The 15,243-nt window shown below is 59.9% G+C and carries 11 protein-coding genes and 1 tRNA gene; 3 read left to right on the forward strand and 9 right to left on the reverse strand.

Annotation, left to right across the window (positions count from 1 at the left end):
- Window positions 1-145: 145 nt before the first annotated feature.
- From ACTJK5_RS10870 to ACTJK5_RS10905, 8 genes are all read right to left on the reverse strand, one after another.
- Window positions 146-460, reverse strand: coding sequence for a hypothetical protein (locus ACTJK5_RS10870; RefSeq protein WP_440612412.1), 315 nt, complete (start codon window positions 458-460; stop codon window positions 146-148).
- A gap of 386 nt (window positions 461-846) precedes the next feature.
- On the reverse strand, window positions 847-1,089 hold the full coding sequence (locus ACTJK5_RS10875; protein ID WP_440612413.1) for a hypothetical protein: 243 nt from the start codon (window positions 1,087-1,089) through the stop codon (window positions 847-849).
- Window positions 1,090-1,159: 70 nt separating this feature from the next.
- The gene (locus tag ACTJK5_RS10880) at window positions 1,160-1,693 is read right to left on the reverse strand and encodes a hypothetical protein (RefSeq protein ID WP_440612414.1); all 534 of its coding nucleotides are present in this window, start codon (window positions 1,691-1,693) and stop codon (window positions 1,160-1,162) included.
- Between the two features lie 278 nt (window positions 1,694-1,971).
- Window positions 1,972-2,047, reverse strand: a tRNA-Phe gene (locus ACTJK5_RS10885).
- Window positions 2,048-2,284: 237 nt separating this feature from the next.
- Window positions 2,285-2,692: a hypothetical protein gene (locus ACTJK5_RS10890; RefSeq protein WP_440612415.1), complete on the reverse strand. Its 408-nt coding sequence runs from the start codon at window positions 2,690-2,692 to the stop codon at window positions 2,285-2,287.
- Between the two features lie 173 nt (window positions 2,693-2,865).
- Window positions 2,866-5,082 carry an FAD-dependent oxidoreductase gene (locus tag ACTJK5_RS10895; protein ID WP_440612416.1) on the reverse strand — a complete coding sequence of 739 codons (2,217 nt, stop codon included), beginning with the start codon at window positions 5,080-5,082 and terminating at the stop codon, window positions 2,866-2,868.
- 148 nt (window positions 5,083-5,230) lie between these two features.
- Window positions 5,231-6,439: an acetyl-CoA C-acetyltransferase gene (locus tag ACTJK5_RS10900; RefSeq protein ID WP_440612417.1), complete on the reverse strand. Its 1,209-nt coding sequence runs from the start codon at window positions 6,437-6,439 to the stop codon at window positions 5,231-5,233.
- A gap of 69 nt (window positions 6,440-6,508) precedes the next feature.
- A complete protein-coding gene (locus ACTJK5_RS10905) occupies window positions 6,509-8,302 on the reverse strand; it encodes an acyl-CoA dehydrogenase C-terminal domain-containing protein (RefSeq protein WP_440612418.1) in 1,794 nt (597 codons plus the stop codon).
- A 340-nt stretch (window positions 8,303-8,642) separates the two neighbouring features.
- Between ACTJK5_RS10905 and ACTJK5_RS10910 the strand changes: the two genes are divergently transcribed.
- The 3 genes from ACTJK5_RS10910 (at window position 8,643) to ACTJK5_RS10920 (ending at window position 14,419) form a co-directional block, all read left to right on the forward strand.
- A complete protein-coding gene (locus tag ACTJK5_RS10910; RefSeq protein WP_440612419.1) occupies window positions 8,643-12,446 on the forward strand; it encodes a peptidoglycan-binding protein in 3,804 nt (1,267 codons plus the stop codon).
- A gap of 228 nt (window positions 12,447-12,674) precedes the next feature.
- A complete protein-coding gene (locus ACTJK5_RS10915; RefSeq protein WP_062427292.1) occupies window positions 12,675-13,601 on the forward strand; it encodes a sulfite exporter TauE/SafE family protein in 927 nt (308 codons plus the stop codon).
- Complete coding sequence (locus ACTJK5_RS10920; protein ID WP_062427014.1) at window positions 13,601-14,419, forward strand: TIGR02186 family protein; 819 nt, start codon at window positions 13,601-13,603, stop codon at window positions 14,417-14,419. The genes ACTJK5_RS10915 and ACTJK5_RS10920 overlap by 1 nt, the downstream gene beginning before the upstream one ends.
- 7 nt (window positions 14,420-14,426) lie before the next feature.
- Here ACTJK5_RS10920 and pdeM read toward each other — a convergent pair whose 3' ends face one another.
- Window positions 14,427-15,161 carry a ligase-associated DNA damage response endonuclease PdeM gene (gene pdeM / locus ACTJK5_RS10925; RefSeq protein WP_113259890.1) on the reverse strand — a complete coding sequence of 245 codons (735 nt, stop codon included), beginning with the start codon at window positions 15,159-15,161 and terminating at the stop codon, window positions 14,427-14,429.
- Window positions 15,162-15,243: the final 82 nt, after the last annotated feature.

The raw sequence follows: 15,243 nt of genomic DNA on the forward strand, positions 1-15,243 counted from the left end.
TTAACACTGAAACCGCCCGATACTGCCCTCGCGCGGTTTTCGATTTCGAACGTCCGCAGCGCATCCCAAAGCTCGGGGATCTCGTGGAGAATGTCGCCCCAGCGCAGCGCCATGGCTTCGTCAGAGAGATCTGTTCGGGGATCCATCATGCGGCACCACGCTGGCGGTCGATGTGCGCCTGTCGCTGCTGCAGAGCGACCTTCAGACGACGGACTTCGGCTTCGAGAGACGCAACGTGGCGGACTGCGCGGATAGCAACGCGACCCAGCTCATCAGCGCGGCCCCGTGCCTCGACGAGTTCGCATGCGTATTTGTAAGCCGCGCGCTTTTCTTTCCGCTCTTCGGCTGCCTGACGACCTGCTGCGTGGGCACTAGCCATGGTCGCAGCGATGCCTGTCACCAGGAGCGTGAGTTCGCCTGCTGCTCGGCCTGCCGGATCGCGGGACGTGAAGATGGACATGGTGGCACTCCTGGCTGATGGATCGGAGCGCAATCGATACCGGGTCCAGGAATCGCTGTGAGCCCCAGATTTCCCGGGAAGGTTAAGAGAGTGCGATCGGAATCAGCGCGGCAGCTTGCGGAGCGAGAGCCGATGCCCGTGGCGGGTGCGGCAGACGGTGCACAGGAGCCTCGGTTCGATGTCGTCTAGGCACGCATCGTAGCCGAGAACGCGACCGACGTTCCGGCGCTCGATCTGACCATAACGTCGGCAGCGCTGGCACCAGCCCAAGAGCACATACCATTCCGGCAAGAGGTCTAGCCTCTGCTGATGAGGCTGCCCAGGTGACTGAGTCCCGCTTTCGAAAACGCGTGGGACAGCGAGCAGGTCGATGCTGCGCCGATGCTTCATTCAACGCGCTCGTACTTTGGCCTCCAGCCTCGGCTGATGCCCTTCGACATCAGCGAAGATGCGATATAGAGCTGGTCGCGAAGGAAATCGGCATCGTCGAGCAGAGACCGGATGGCAGCGAGTGCGTCACCGTTATGGGCGGTGAGTACGGACTCAGCCAGATCGACTTCCGAAGCCGACTGGGTGTCAGTTTCGGCTTCGTCGACTTCAGGGATATCGAGAGCGAGCTGTTCAGACATGAGAGACTCCGTAGGAACATTATCCGGTCGGCGGACAATGTTCCTATTTTGTTCTCGATCTGGAGTCAAGTCAGGAGTCGGAGACGGTAGCGACGACGCGACGATTAGTCAGAATGAGATCGCTAAGTTCGGCATCACCGTTCAGCGCTGACAAAAGCTGGCTCAGGCTTGGGCGTTCGAGATCATAAGCATATACATGTGACGGCGGCAGTTCCTTCACGTCGTCTTCCAAAACGATCTCAGCGCGCACTTTCCGAAGTGTTTTCTCTGCCGCTTTACGGTCGTTCGTAAACCCGGCCGCACGAGAGACACCAGGCTGTATCTCATATGCGAACACTTCGAATGTCAGGAGTTTCGATTCAGGCCACACCTTTCGGCCCATTCTCTCAACCCAGTGCGCTCGATAGCTGGACAGGTATACGTATGCACTGGCTTTCCCAGTGGGCATCTTCATCACGAATGCAAGCTGCTCATCGACATGCAGATCGAGAAACTGGCCGTAGTCGTATTCGAGCGCCGGATCGAAATTCTCATCATCCAGAGGAAGCGCTATAACGCGAAGGCGCTCCATCATCGCTTTCGCGTCGCGTTTGGTCATTTTCATTTCAGCAGTCCTGGTGTCTATCAGCACGATTAAACGAGCGCGCTTGTTAGCTCGCGATGATTTCGGCGTCGATCTCTAATCTTGCAGTCCGGCGTGTTGAGATGTCAGCGGTATAGAAAACGGTATGACCAAATACGACCAGTTTGTTTACAAACGCTGATACCGCCGCATGAAACCAAAAACGGTATGGAAACGGTATAAGTCGTATAAGGCATATGTAGCTAGAGCCGAATAGCTACCACAAAACCTTGTAAATATCTGTAATCGTTAAGGAAAAATGGTGCCCGGAGGCGGATTTGAACCACCGACACGCGGATTTTCAATCCGCTGCTCTACCAACTGAGCTATCCGGGCACTACAGGCTCTTGAAGAACCTTCGCTTTTTTGAAGCGCCGGGGAGTGTTCCGCCCCGGAAGTGAGCGGGGTTATAGCATCTTGTTCGGACATGGCAAGCGCCCGGACGAACTTTTTTGACAGTTTTTCTTCAGCCGGTTTCGAAGCTTCTGACGCTATGAAAAAGAGGGGAGCGAGGAACCACGTGTTCCTCGCCGCCGCTCCATAAAAGGCGTGCTCCGCAGGCTGATCAGAGGCTTATTGTTTCGATCCTGCGGTGAGGCCAAGTGCGAACGGAACGGCCGCTACGAGAAGGGCGATCATCGGCGACGAGGCGAAGATCCGGCTCGCGAGCGAAGTGATGGCGACGGATCGGACGACCGGGAGCCAGTTCGGGGTTTCGTATGAACTCGAGCGAGACGGCACATTTCGCGATGCGCTCAGCTTCTCGACCTCACGACGGACCTCGTCGAGATCACGGCGCAGTTCGGCGACCTGCGCGTGCAGCGATGCTTCTTCCGCGGGTTTTCTTCCGGGCTTTGGAGGGGCTGGACGACGATCGAGCGCTTTCGGTTTTTCGTCTGCCCGCTCTTCGTCCAGCTGAGCCAGTTCGTCTTCCAGGTCGGCCGGCTTGTCGAAACCGTGGGATCGTGCGGGCGCTCTCATTCACATCTCCTTTTGGAAAATCCTTGGGCTCCCGATCATGCTCGGGAGAACTCCTTCTCCAAACGCCGGAGGGGGCAAAAGGATGCAGTGTCGCCTGGAGGAAGCGCGCCGCGCTCGCACAAAAGAAAAAGGCGACCGGATGGCCGCCTTTTCGTTGTTGTGACCTGTTTCGCTCAAGCGGCCTGGGCAGCTTTGGCGTAGGGGTCGAAGCGACCGTAGAAGGTCTCGCCCTTGGCAGCCAGATCCTTCAACAGTGGCGTCGGGGCAAAGCGCGGGCCGTATTCAGCTTCGAGCTTTTCTGCCAGTGCCACGAAGTTAGAAACACCCATGCCGTCGATGTAGGACAGAGCGCCACCGGTATAGGGTGCGAAGCCGAAACCGAGGATGGAGCCGACATCGGCCTCACGCGGATCGGTCACAATGCCTTCTTCCACGGTGCGGGCCGCTTCCAGTGCGACGGTGACGAGGAAGCGCTGCTTCAGCACGTCCATGTCAACGTCCTCTGGCTTCTTCTGCGCGTAGAGGTCCTTCAGGCCGGGCCAGAGGGACTTCTTGGCGGGCTTTGGTGGATAGTCGTAGAAGCCCTTGGAGTTCTTGCGGCCGAAACGACCTTCGTCTTCCACCAGCTTCTTGACCAACTCCATGTGGCGCGGATCGACGGCCTTGTCTCCAAGGTCGGCAGCCGTGGCTTTCAGGATCTTGTAAGACAGATCGATCGCCACCTCATCGTTCAGCGCCAGCGGGCCCACCGGCATGCCGGCGAATTTTGCGGCGTTTTCGATCATCGTCGGCGGCACGCCTTCGATTAGCATTTCATAGCTTTCCGCCATATAGCGCAGCACGCAGCGGTTGACGAAGAAGCCGCGCGTGTCGTTGACGACTATCGGGGTCTTCTTGATCTTGGCGACGTAATCCAGCGCGACGGCGAGCGCCTTGTCACCGGTTTCCTTCCCGAGGATCACTTCGGTCAGCATCATCTTCTCGACGGGCGAGAAGAAGTGAATGCCGATGAAATCGACCGGGCGCCTGGAGTTCTTTGCAAGGCCGGTGATCGGCAGCGTCGAGGTATTGGAGGCAAAGATCGCGCCTTCCGGCAGAACCGCTTCCACCTGTTCGATGACGGCCTTCTTCACATCGCGGTCTTCGAAGACGGCCTCGATGACGAGGTTTGCGGTCTTCAGGGCGTTGTAATCCGACGTCGGGGTGATGCGCGCTAGAATGGCGGCACCCTCCTCCAGCGTCATCCGGCCCTTGTCGACGGAACCCTTGACCAGACCTTCACAGGTGGTCTTGCCCTTGGCTGCGGCTTCCTCATCGCGGTCGATCAGCGTGACGTCGAGGCCTGCGACAGCCGTGACATAGGCAATGGAGGCGCCCATGAAGCCGGCGCCGACAACACCGACATGCTTCAAGTCGCTCTTCGGTTGACCGGCAGGGCGGCGTGCGCCCTTGCCCAGTTCCTGCATGGAAATGAACAGCGAGCGGATCATCGCGAAGGCTTCCTTCGAGCGAAGGATCTCGGTGAAGTAGCGCTGCTCGACCTTCAGTGCGGTGTCGAAGGGCAATTGCAGGCCTTCATAGACACATTTCAGAATGGCGAGCGCGGCCGGATAGTTGCCGGCGCTTTCACGGCGCAGGATCGCCGGTGCGGCCGGCCAGAGTTGCGCGGCCGCCGGCGTCCAGATGCCGCCGCCGGGTGCCTTGAAGCCTCTTTCGTCCCATGGGGCGATGGGTTTCAAACCGTCCTTGATCATCTGCTTGGCAGCGGCAATCAACTGATCCGGCTCCACGACCTGATGCACGAGGTTCATCGCCTTGGCGCGCTGGGCAGTCAGAGACTGGCCGGTCGTCATCATCTGCAACGCCGACTGCGCATCGGTCAGACGCGAAACGCGCTGCGTGCCACCGGCGCCGGGGAAGATGCCAACCTTGACTTCCGGAAGCGCGATTTTGACGCTCTTTGCGCTCGAAGCCACGCGGCCATGGCAGGCGAGCGACAGTTCGAAGGCGCCGCCCATGCAGGTGCCGTTGATGGCGGAGACCCAGGGCTTGCCGTTGGTTTCGATCTTGCGGAAGAGACCATTCATCTTGCCAACGAGATCGAAGAGCTTCTGGGCTGCCTCATCCGGGTTCTTCGTCTTCTCTTCATGGTAGAAGGAGAACATCGACTTGATCATGGAAAGATCGGCGCCGCCAGAGAAGGTGCTCTTGCCGGAGGTGAAGACCACGCCTTTGACGGCTGCGTCCGCAACCGTCGCATCGACGATGGCGTTCAGCTCTTCCATCACCTCGGCGGTGAAAACATTCATGGATTTTTCCGGCATGTCCCAGGTCACGAGGGCAATGCCGTCTGCATCGGTTTCGATTTTGAAATTGGTGTAAGTGCTCATTGTGGGATTCCTCTTCCCTGACTCGTAATGGCCGCTTCGCTTTCCTCGTCATCCTCGGGCTTGACCCTAGGATCCAAGCGCCGGGGATGGATCCTCGGGTCAAGCCCGAGGATGACGGAGGGGCCGGCTAAGTTTCAGCCTCAGCCTATCAAACCCGCTCGATCACCGTCGCGGTGCCCATGCCTGCACCGATGCAGAGCGTGACCAGCGCGGTGTTGAGATCGCGGCGTTCCAGTTCGTCGAGAACCGTGCCGAGGATCATGGCGCCCGTGGCACCGAGCGGATGACCCATGGCGATGGCGCCGCCATTGACGTTCATCTTGTCGTGGCTGATGTCGAAGGCCTGCATGTAGCGCAGAACGACGGCAGCAAAGGCTTCGTTGAGTTCGAAGAGGTCGATGTCGGCAATCGACATGCCAGTCTTTTTCAGAAGCTTTTCCGTCACGTCCACGGGACCGGTCAGCATCAGGGCCGGATCGGACCCGATATTGGCAAAGTGCCGGATGCGCGCACGGGGCTTCAGACCCATGCTTTCGCCACCCGCCTTCGAACCGACCAGAACAGCGGCCGCACCATCGACGATGCCTGACGAGTTGCCGGCGTGGTGGACGTAGGTGATCCGCTCCACTTCGGGATGGGCCATGATGCCGACGGCTTCGAACCCGCCCATTTCACCTGGCATCTGGAAGGAGGCGTTGAGCGAGGCGAGCGCCTGCATATCTGTGCCGGGGCGCATATGTTCGTCACGGTCGAGAATGGTGATGCCGTTCTGATCCTTGACCGGAATGACGGAATTCTTGAAGTAGCCGTTTTTCCAGGCGTGCGCGGCACGCTTCTGGCTTTCCACCGCATAGGCATCCACGTCGTCACGCGAGAAGCCGTATTTGGTTGCGATCAAATCGGCCGAGACGCCCTGCGGCATGAAATAGGCCGGGAAATTGACCGACGGGTCCATGTACCAGGCACCGCCCGACATGCCCATTCCGACGCGAGACATGCTTTCCACGCCGCCTGCAATGACGATCTCGTCCGATCCTGCGGCAACCTTGCCGGCGGCGAAGTTGACGGCATCGAGACCCGACGCACAGAAGCGCGAGATCTGCATGCCCGGCGCCTTGGTGGAGTATCCCGCCTCGAAGGCAGCTGCCTTCGGGATCACCGCACCGGCATCCATGACCGGATCGACACAGCCCATGATGATGTCATCAACGGTCGCCGTATCGAGTCCATTACGGTCGCGGATCGCTTCAAGCGTCTTGGCGGCAAGACGAACAGACGGCACCTCGTGCAGGCTACCATCCTTCTTGCCGCGTCCGCGCGGGGTGCGGACGTGGTCATAAATAAAAACGTCGGTCATGTCTCATCTCCCTGTGGCAGGTGACTGCCTGAAAATTGTTGGAGGCCGCATGCAGCCTCCTGATCCGAGTCAGAACGCTTCGGCAGCGAGCTCCATCATCGTGTCGCTGCCAGCTTCGATGCGGGTCTTGCGCAGCGCCGTTTCCGGCATCAGGCGTTCCATGAAGAAGCGGGCCGTGACGAGCTTGGCCTTCAGGAATTCCTCGTCGGAAGAACCGGAGGCCAGCGAAGCGTGGGCCGCCTTCGCCATACGCGCATGCATGTAGCCGAGGACCACCAGACCGAAGAGATGCATATAGTCGGTGGAGCCGGCACCGGCATTGTCCGGCTTTGCCATGGCGTTCTGCATGAACCACATGGTTGCAGCCTGCAGATCGTTCAAGCCCTTCTTCAGGCCCTTGGTGTAGACGACCAGATTTTCGTCCGCGCGGTTTTCTTCGCAGAAATCGCCTATTTCCTTGAAGAGCGCCATAACGGCGCGACCACCATTGAGACCAAGCTTGCGACCAACGAGATCGAGCGCCTGGATGCCGTTGGCACCTTCGTAAATCATGGTAATGCGGGCATCGCGCACATACTGGCTCATGCCCCATTCTTCGATATAACCGTGACCGCCATAGACCTGTTGAGCAGCAACTGCGTGGTCGAAGCCCTTGTCGGTCAACACACCCTTGACGATAGGGGTGACGAGGCCGAGCAGATCGTCTGCCGCCTGGCGTGCCGCCTCGTCGGTCGAACGATGTGCAATGTCCGATTGCAGCGCGGTCCACAGCAGGAAAGCGCGGCCGGCTTCGTTATAGGCGCGGATCGTCAACAGCGAACGACGGATATCGGGGTGAACGATGATCGGGTCCGCCTTCTTGTCCGGATGCTTGGCGCCGGAGAGCGAACGGCCCTGAATGCGGTCGCGGGCGTAGTTTGCAGCGTTCTGGTAGGCGATCTCGCCGATCGAAAGACCCTGCAGACCGACGCCGAGGCGCGCCTCGTTCATCATCACGAACATCGCGGAAAGGCCCTTGTTCTCCGCGCCGATCAGGTAGCCGGTCGCATCGTCATAGTTCATGACGCAGGTGGCGTTGCCGTGGATGCCCATCTTGTGCTCGATCGCGCCACAGACTGCGCCATTGCGCTCGCCAAGCGAGCCATCGGCATTGACCAGAAACTTCGGCACGATGAAGAGCGAGATGCCCTTGGTGCCTTCCGGTGCGCCCTCGATACGGGCGAGCACCAGATGGACGATATTGTCCGTCATCGAATGTTCGCCGGCGGAGATGAAGATCTTCTGGCCGGAGATCTTGTAGGTGCCGTCACCCTGCGGCACGGCCTTGGTGCGCAGCAGGCCGAGATCGGTGCCGCAATGCGGCTCGGTCAGGTTCATGGTGCCGGACCATGTGCCAGCCACCATGTTGGGCAGATAGGTCTGCTTCTGTTCATCCGTGCCGTGAACGAGGATCGCGGCGATCGCGCCCTGCGTCAGGCCGGGATACATCATCAGCGACAGGTTGGCAGACGACATGAATTCGCCAACGGCGGCGTGCAGCGTGTAGGGAAGCCCCTGCCCGCCATACTCGGCAGGCACGGCCAGACCGCTCCAACCGCCTTCGCAGTAAGCGTCATAGGCCTGCTTGAAACCGTCCGGCACGGAGACCGTGCCATCTTCGGCGCGCTTGCAGCCTTGCTGGTCGCCGGAAAGATTGAGCGGGAAGAGTTGCTCTTCGGCAAGCTTTGCAGCCTCGCCGGTAATCGCCTCGATCATATCGGGCGTTGCGTCTTCGAAACCGGGCAGGTTGTTGTAGCGCTCCAGACCCAGAACGTCGTTGAGAATGAAAAGAGTGTCCTTAACAGGGGCCTTGTACACAGGCATTACCGATGTTCCTCCGCATCGTTCGCCGGACCTTATCCGGCCTCAAGATGAGCTCACAATATTTGACGTGCGCGTAAACGTCAAATGTCTTTGGCGAGAATTTTCCCCTCATCACCATTTGCAACAATATCGTGTATCCCGCATCAAGTTTCGCGCAAGGATAATCATGAAGAAAGTATTAAAGCAGTAAATTCTAATTAACTCTTAATTAACCATAGATAGGCAATTGTCCTGTTTTAAGGAGGTGCTTCGGAAACGACGCAGTTCCAGAGGAGACGAACGGCATACCCCTTTCCAGTCGGTGGAAGGGTCAAACGGCAAAGACGAAGCGAGCAGCAAGATGAGCGGATTGCGATCGAATTCCCGAGGACAGAGTGACAGATCGTCGCTGGACGCGCTCAATCGCACCATCGAAGGTCTGGAAGCACGGCTTGAAGACCTGCTGGGCGGCCCGATGGAAAGAAGCCGTCGCGAACCACCTGCCGAACGCCCGCCGGAGCGCGCGCCCGCACCGTCTCGTGCCCAGCGCGAACCAAGCTCTCGCCGATTCGATCCCGTCGATGAAATTCGCCGCCGTCAGCAAGCGCTCGATGACCGCTGGAGCCGCGACGCCTACGAAGCGCCGCAGCCTGCCCGCAGCGCGATGCAGCAGGAACAGCGCCGTTATGACGATCAGGATTACCGTGCCTCCACCGCCATTCCGGCCTATCGCACGCGACCGGTAGCCCCAGTAGAAGCGCCGCGTGTCGAGCGCAGCCGCCCTTCACGCGCACCAGCCGCCCCAGCACCGGCCTCGCAGGGCGATGCGGCGTTGCGCGAAGTGGCCGAGGCACTCGTCAACCTGCGACAGGAATTGAAGAACGAACTCTCCGAAGGCGTTGCGCGCGAGATGCAGGGTGTGCGCAGCGAATTGCGCAACATCCGCTCCTTTGCCGAAAACCAGGATTTCGCCGAAGATATTCGCGAAGACGTTGCCCGTCTTGCCGCGAGCATCGACCGCCTCAGCACGACGTCCGGACCGGAATCCCAGGCACTGCGCTCCGAGGTCGAGGAACTCCGCTCGCTGGTCGAGCAGATGGCGCGCCAGGACAGCATGCACAAGATGGAGCGTCGTTGGGACGAGGTCGAAGACACGCTACGCGGTTTCGACCAGACTGCGCTGAAGGAAGAGATCGTCGCGCTCGCCTATCGTCTTGACGACATCAAGAGCGACCTTGGCAATGCCAATAACAACCCGGCCATCCGCGCGCTGGAGGACAAGCTCATCACCATGGCGGGCTTCGTCGAGCAGTTGGGCCGCCGCATTCAGCCGAACGAGAATGTTCTCACCGAGCATTTTTCCGGTGTCGATCAGCGTCTGGACGAAATCAGCCGCGCGATCGCCGCGACCTCCAATCGTGCTCACCATTCGCCAGATGCCGCGTTGATGGAACGGCTTGAGACCCGCCTCAACGGTCTTTCGGGCCAGCTTGACCAGCTGAAGGACATGAGTGCTGAGAAGGACAAGCCGTCCGAGGCCCTGACGGGCCGTCTCGACGCGCTGGCAAACCGCATTGAGGAGCTGTCATCAGACCGCCACATCTCGAAGCTTACCGAGCAACTCGACCAACTCTCTGCCTATCTGGAGCAATCCAAGCGCACGCCGGCGCAGCCTGAACTGACGTCGTTCCTCACCGATATTTCCAAGAAGATCGATCTGCTCGGCAATGGTGCGGTGAATGACAAGCTGGCCGAGCGGCTGGACAAGATTGCCCGGCGTATCGACGATATCGATACGCGTCCGGCATCCGGCAAAAACGCGGCCTATGATTCTGCCTTCCTTCGCCTTGAAGACCGCCTCGGCAAGATCGCAGCCAAGCTCGACGAAACAACCCGCTCCAGCAATACCGATCCCGGCGCGCTTGCGAGCCTCGAGAGCCACATCGCCAATCTGTCCTCGATGCTAAACGAGCAGAGCCACGCCCAGCCCATGGGCATGCCGCCTGAGCTTGATGCGCGGATGAGCGCAATCGAAGACTATATGGCGTCCAATGACGAATATATCATCGAGGCTGCACGACAGGCAGCGGAAGCGGTGCTGGAAGCTCACACGCGCAACAACCTGGCGCAGACCGCGAGCCCAGCGGACATGGTGCTGCTTTCGGAACTGGCAAACGACCTTCGCAAACTCGAGGGCCTGAGCCGCAATACCGATGAACGCACCCACCGCACCTTCGAGGCTCTACACGAAACCCTGTTGCAGATCGCAAGCCGTCTGGATGCGCTGGATGATCGCCGCGCGCCCGAGCCTGCCTATGAGCAAGAGCATTCGGCCTCCAATTCTCCAATGCCTTTCGCCAGCTTCTCGGAGGAAAGTCTCTCCTCGCTGGCAGCTGCGACCGCCACATCTTCCTTCGATACGGATACGGCTACCGCCTTTGCGCCTCCCGCAGCGGCCAAACCTGTCGCCGAAGAAAAGCAGGGCCTCCTTGCCAGCCTGACCCGCCGGTTCAAATCGGGCGCAGCCAGATCCGAGGGTGACGCGTCTGCCCCTGCAAACGGGCGCACCAACGTCAACCCGGCGCCGGCTCTCGATCCGATCGATTTTCTCTCGTCCGACGATGAGAATGAGCTTCTGGAGCCCGGCACCGGCGCCCCGGACGTGAAGAAGATTCTGGAGCGGGTTCGCGCCAGCCAGAACGCTCAGCGTGCCGGCGACAAGGACGGCGACAACCGCGCCGATTTCATCGCAGCTGCACGTCGTGCGGCCCAGGCCGCCGCACTCGAAACCATGCCAGAAAGGGCGACAAACTCCGGGTCGGCAAAAAGTGGCCGCAGCCCCAAGGGCGCGTCCATGCTGGCGCGCTATCGTCGCCCACTTCTGCTCGGCATTGGCGCCATTCTTCTGGCGATGATGGCCATGCCCATGGTCAAATCGCTTGTTGGTTCCGACACACCGCCCGCTCAACGGGTGACGACGAGCACGAACGACGCTGAGCCCGGCGTTGTATCGTCCGCAATTCCGGACGTTACCAATCAGGCCGTTACAGAGCCCTCCACCGCCCCGGTTGACGAAACCGCTCAGGCGGCAGCCGACCGGATGCAGAGCGATGCCGACAGACAGGGGCATTTGATCGACACGCGGCCGATTGGCGGCGCACCTCTGCCGCAAGAGGCGCCTGCCATCAATGTCGCAGCACCTCACGGCGAGATGGCTGTGGCCGAGCAGCTAAAGCAAAGTGTGACACCACAGACCGACACCGTTGGCGCCCACTCCAGCGAGGCCGCACCGCAGACTGAAACGACCATTGCCGTCCCGGCGGGCCTCACGCCGGCTTCTCTGGCAGAGGCCGCAGGCAAAGGCGACGCGCTGGCGCTCTTCGAAATCGCAGTACGCTATACTGATGGCGTCGGCGTTCAGGCGGATCGCGCAGAGGCAGCCAAGTGGTACAAGCTTGCGGCGGACCGTGGCTTCGCACCGGCGCAATATCGTCTCGGCAACATGTATGAGAAGGCAAATGGCGTCGAACGCAATCTGCCGGAAGCCAAGCGCTATTACGAAATGGCCGCCAGCCAGGGCAATGCCGGCGCCATGCACAATCTCGCCGTCCTGCTGACATCCGACGCGGCAGGCCAGCCCGACTACAAGGCCGCTGCAGACTGGTTCATCAAAGCGTCCGATCTCGGCGTTCGCGACAGCCAGTTCAACCTCGCCATCCTGTACGCGCGCGGCAGCGGCGTTCAGCAGAGCCTGGAAGAGTCCTACAAGTGGTTCGCCATTGCTGCCCGCGATGGTGATGCCGATGCAGCCCAGAAGCGCGACGATGTGGCCAAGGCGATGAAGCCGGAGCAGCTTGCCAGCGCCAAGGCCAAAGTCGACGCCTGGAAAGTGACGCCGCTCGATGAAGACGCCAATTCGGTGAACCTTCCCGACGAGTGGACCAATGCCGGCGGCGTGAAGACCTCTTCGGTCGACATGCAGAAGGCAATCCGCAACATTCAGGCCATCCTCAACAATAACGGCTTCAAGGCCGGTGTGCCGGACGGAAAGCTTGGCAAGACCACGGTCGCGGCCATTCGGGATTTCCAGAAATCCGTCGGCCAGACTCCGGACGGTCGCATTACCGACGAACTGGTGACGGCGCTGCTCGCCCGCAACAAGTAATCGAACGAAAAACAGAGCTATTGGAAGGGCCGGGACGACAATGTCGCTCCGGCCCTTCTTCTTTTCAAATTATCAACGTATTTGCCGTTGAATGATTGACAGGTCGTGGCCTGCCGGGCATGACCAACGAAGGCCCTTAAAGCCTTCTTTCAGGACAGAGATTTGAATTGGCGGACAGGTGGCTTCGAGCCGACCGGGACGCCCGGAACCATTGCCAGAGGTCCGATTGTGACTGTCTATCTGCCCATCGCGGAATTGTCGGTGAATGTCTTCATCATCCTCGGCATGGGCGCGGCTGTGGGGTTTCTCTCCGGCATGTTCGGGGTGGGCGGCGGCTTCCTCATCACCCCGCTTCTGATCTTCTACAATATTCCTCCGGTTGTGGCGGTTGCCACGGGGGCAAACCAGGTCGTCGCTTCCTCGGTCTCCGGCTCCATTACCCATTTTCGCCGCGGCACGCTGGATGTGAAGCTCGGCTCCATGTTGCTGATCGGCGGCCTCTGCGGGGCGACCGTCGGTGTGTGGCTGTTCACTCTGTTGCGCAGTATCGGCCAGCTCGATCTGATCATTTCGCTTCTCTACGTCATTCTGCTGTCGACCGTCGGCGGGTTGATGCTGAAGGAGAGCATCTCTGCCATCCGCCGCACGGCGCGCAATGAAACCATTCCGCTGCGCCGTCCCGGCCACCATAACTGGGTGCATCGCCTGCCCTTGAAGATGCGCTTCAAGAAGTCGAAACTGTATCTCAGCGTCATCCCGATCATCGCGCTCGGCTTTGCCATCGGTATCCTGACATCGGTGATGGGTGTCGGCGGCGGCTTCATCATGGTGCCGGCGATGATCTATCTCCTGCGTATTCCGACCAACGTCGTTGTCGGCACATCGCTCTTCCAGATCATTTTCGTCACCGCCTATACGACGATCGTGCAGGCGGCGACGAACTATTCGGTCGATATCGTGCTGGCCTTCATTCTCATGCTGGCGGGTGTCATCGGCGCCCAATATGGCGTGCGTGTCGGGCAGAAGCTGCGCGGCGAGCAGCTGCGCGCACTTTTGGCGCTTCTGGTGCTGGCTGTCGGCATCCGCCTTGCCATCGGGCTTGTGGTGCGACCGGAAGATCTCTTTTCCGTTGCGGTCGGAGGGCTTGGCTATTGATGCGCGCTGCCCTCCTTGCATCATTGGTGGTTTTCTGCGCCGGTGCAGCTCTGGCGCAAACGCCCCCGCTCGCGGTCTCTCCAGACGCTCAGGGCAAGCCGCGGACGCTTCAAGAGAACATCGAGATCGGTGCATCGACGAATGAAATCTCGATCGCGTCGGATTTTCGCGGTGCGGATTTCACCATGTTCGGCGCGCTCAACAATGCCGACCAGTTGCTGCTTGCCATCGGGCAATACGACATCGTCGTCACGCTGGAGGGCCCGAACGAATATACGACCGTGCGTAAAAAGAGCCGGGTGGCGGGAATCTGGATCAATACCAGCGCCATCACATTCGCGCCCCTGCCGGAATCCTATTCCATGGCCAGCACCCGCAACATCAACGACATTGCCTCTCCCGGCACGTTGAAGGCCATGGGCCTCGGCGTCGAGCATCTTCCACTGAACAGCGCGGTATTTTCCGGCGTGCCGGACAATGTCTATGATTTTCAGGAGGCCTATCGCCGCCTGAAACTTGCCAGCGGCATCTATCGCAACGACACGACCGGGGTGCGGCTGGAGCGAACCGGCCTCTTCTGGGCAACGCTTCGCCTGCCCGCCAACGTGCCGAATGGCGTCCATACCGCCAGAGCCTACCTCTTCAAGAGCGGCATGCCTGTTGCCCAGCGAGAACTCAAGTTGCGCGTGGTAAAAACCGGCATGGAGCAGGCGATCACGAATGCTGCCCATCAGACGCCGGTCGTCTACGGTATTCTCTGCGTGCTGACGGCTGTGATCACCGGCTGGGGCGCAAGCCTGTTGTTCCGCAGGGACTGATTGCCACCTATCCCAGCAGGCTTCCAAACCGAACCGAATAGATCCGGTCGCGTCCCATCAGATGCGCAATCAGGTCCGCATGGTCAAAGAGGCCGCGCATGGCTTTATGGCGCAGATCGAGGCCGCCGCTCATGACGCCGAAGGCGGGCATCAGCAAGCGTGCGCCATCGGTGGCGAAGCATGGGCGGCGTACCGTCTTGTCGCGGCGGCGCACCGTGGCCGATGGATGAAGGTGGCCGGCGATTTCGCCTTTCGTGTCTATACCCTTCAGCTTCGGCTCATGGCGGAAGACAAGGTTGGCGTAGAACATCTCATCGACCGACGAGCCCGGCAGATCCACCGTTCCATCCGGATCATGGTTGCCGTTGATCCAGATCCATTCGCGGCCTCTTGCCATCTCCTTGATAATGTCGCGCAGCGGCAGCGGCAGATGTTCCGATCCCTTGCGGTCATGGAAATTGTCGCCGAGGCTGACGACAATCTTCGGATCGTAGCGGGCAATCAGCGAGGCGAAGATCTTCAATGTCGCGATCGTATCATAGGGCGGCAGCATCATACCGCGCCGCGCGAAGGCCGCACCCTTTTCCAGATGAAGGTCGGAGACGACGAGCAGCGACAGATCCGGCATGTAAAGGCCGCCCAGCGGATCGCACAGCGCCGCAACGCCATTGATGGCGGTTTCGGCTCCGAAGCATTCAAAGCCGGTGGACAATCTTTCACTCAAGGCAAGGCGGCTCAGCACGGCGTCTCGAATTCCCTGAGAGCAATCTTACTGCTCTCTCTTTTGTTTCCACGTATCTTCCGGCGCGGCCTTCGAAAGAAGC

The organism is Agrobacterium sp. 22094 (assembly GCF_052046015.1).
GTDB classification, from domain to species: domain Bacteria; phylum Pseudomonadota; class Alphaproteobacteria; order Rhizobiales; family Rhizobiaceae; genus Agrobacterium; species Agrobacterium cavarae.

What these genes read in the sequence shown, in the direction of transcription:
- ACTJK5_RS10895 (WP_440612416.1), bottom strand. Translation starts at nt 5,082, where the DNA reads ATGAGCACTTACACCAATTTCAAAATCGAAACCGATGCAGACGGCATT.
- ACTJK5_RS10870 (WP_440612412.1), bottom strand. Translation starts at nt 460, where the DNA reads ATGTCCATCTTCACGTCCCGCGATCCGGCAGGCCGAGCAGCAGGCGAA.
- ACTJK5_RS10890 (WP_440612415.1), bottom strand. Translation starts at nt 2,692, where the DNA reads ATGAGAGCGCCCGCACGATCCCACGGTTTCGACAAGCCGGCCGACCTG.
- ACTJK5_RS10900 (WP_440612417.1), bottom strand. Translation starts at nt 6,439, where the DNA reads ATGACCGACGTTTTTATTTATGACCACGTCCGCACCCCGCGCGGACGC.
- ACTJK5_RS10905 (WP_440612418.1), bottom strand. Translation starts at nt 8,302, where the DNA reads ATGCCTGTGTACAAGGCCCCTGTTAAGGACACTCTTTTCATTCTCAAC.
- ACTJK5_RS10910 (WP_440612419.1), top strand. Translation starts at nt 8,643, where the DNA reads ATGAGCGGATTGCGATCGAATTCCCGAGGACAGAGTGACAGATCGTCG.
- ACTJK5_RS10920 (WP_062427014.1), top strand. Translation starts at nt 13,601, where the DNA reads ATGCGCGCTGCCCTCCTTGCATCATTGGTGGTTTTCTGCGCCGGTGCA.
- ACTJK5_RS10875 (WP_440612413.1), bottom strand. Translation starts at nt 1,089, where the DNA reads ATGTCTGAACAGCTCGCTCTCGATATCCCTGAAGTCGACGAAGCCGAA.
- ACTJK5_RS10880 (WP_440612414.1), bottom strand. Translation starts at nt 1,693, where the DNA reads ATGAAAATGACCAAACGCGACGCGAAAGCGATGATGGAGCGCCTTCGC.